Annotated in this window: 1 protein-coding gene; it reads right to left on the bottom strand. The window is 69.2% G+C overall.

What is annotated here, in order from left to right; all coding sequences use genetic code 11:
* Positions 1-1,398 (bottom strand): excinuclease ABC subunit UvrC (locus tag I73_RS11960; RefSeq protein ID WP_022980827.1); only part of this gene is annotated, 1,398 nt, incomplete at both ends.

A 1,398-nucleotide genomic window follows, 5' to 3' on the forward strand; every position in this document is an offset into this window, starting at 1 on the left:
AACCCCCGGTCACGCCTTCGATGTGAAAGCGGCGGTACTCGCTGTTCTGCATCTGTTGGTCCTGGTAGACCACGCAGGAGGCCTGGGTGGCTTCGCCCGCGGTGTGGCTGATGTCGAAGCATTCCACGCGGAAGCTGTCCAAGTCCTCCACCGCCAGGTCCAGCGCATCCACCATCGCCCGGGTGCGCTCACGCTGCGAGCCCTCTTCGGACAGCAGGCGCGCCAGCGCCAGCTCGCAACCCTTGACCGCCATCTCCAGCCAGATGCGGCGCTGTTCGCGCGGCTGGTGCACCGCATTGACCTTGCTGCCCGCCTGCTCGCCCAGGGCCTGCAGCAGGGCCTCGTCGATCGGGTGGCTCAGCACCAGCAGGGGCGGCGGCGCGGTGTGCAGGTAGTGCTGGGCGATGAAGGCCTGCAGCACCTGGGTCTCGGCTCGGCGCAGCAGCAGGGCCGCGGCCTCGGCCGGGTCCTCCGGCAGCGCGGTCGCCTCGCCGGCATCGTCCAGGGCGGCGGCCTCGTCGGCGGCCAGCGCGGTGGCCTCCTCCACATGGGTGGGGAAGAAGGCCCGGTCGCCCAGGTGGCGGCCGCCGCGCACCATGGCCAGGTTCACGCAGGCCCGGCCACCGGCCACCTTGACGGCCAGAATGTCCACGTCGCGCCCGCTGCTGCTCAGGCTGCTTTCCTCCACCGACTGCTGGTGCTGCACCTTGGCTAACGCGGCGATGCGGTTGCGCAGCTCGGCGGCCTTCTCGAACTCCAGCACCTCGGCGTGGGCCATCATCTGGGCCTGCAGCTCGTCCACCACCGCCTGCTGCTCGCCCAGCAGGAAGCGCTCGGCGTCACGCACATCGCGGGCGTAGTCCTCGGTGGAAATGAAGCCCACGCAGGGGCCGGTGCAGCGCCGGATCTGGTACAGCAGACAGGGCCGCGAACGGTTGTTGAAGACGGTGTCCTCGCAGGTGCGCAGGCGGAAGACCTTCTGCAGGATCTGGATCGTCTCCTTGACGGCCCAGGCGCTGGGGTAAGGGCCGAAGTAGCGGTGGCGCCGGTCCACCGCGCCGCGGTAATAGGCCACCCGCGGGAAACGCTGGGCGGCGGGCTGACCCGGCGCCTGGCCACCCCGGGTGCCGGTGATCTTCAGGTAGGGGTAGCTCTTGTCGTCCCGGAACAGGATGTTGAACTTGGGGTTCAGCGTCTTGATCAGGTTGTTCTCGAGCAGCAGCGCCTCGTCCTCGCTGCGCACCACCGTGGTCTCCAGCCGCGCGATGCGCGTGACCATCAGACCGATGCGGGTGCCGCCGTGGTCCTTGTGGAAGTAGCTGGAGACGCGGCGCTTGAGGTCGCGCGCCTTGCCCACGTAGAGCACATTGCCCTGGGCGTCGAAGTAGCGGAGACGCC

This window comes from Ideonella sp. B508-1, from assembly GCF_000333615.1.
Classification (GTDB): Bacteria; Pseudomonadota; Gammaproteobacteria; order Burkholderiales; family Burkholderiaceae_C; genus Ideonella.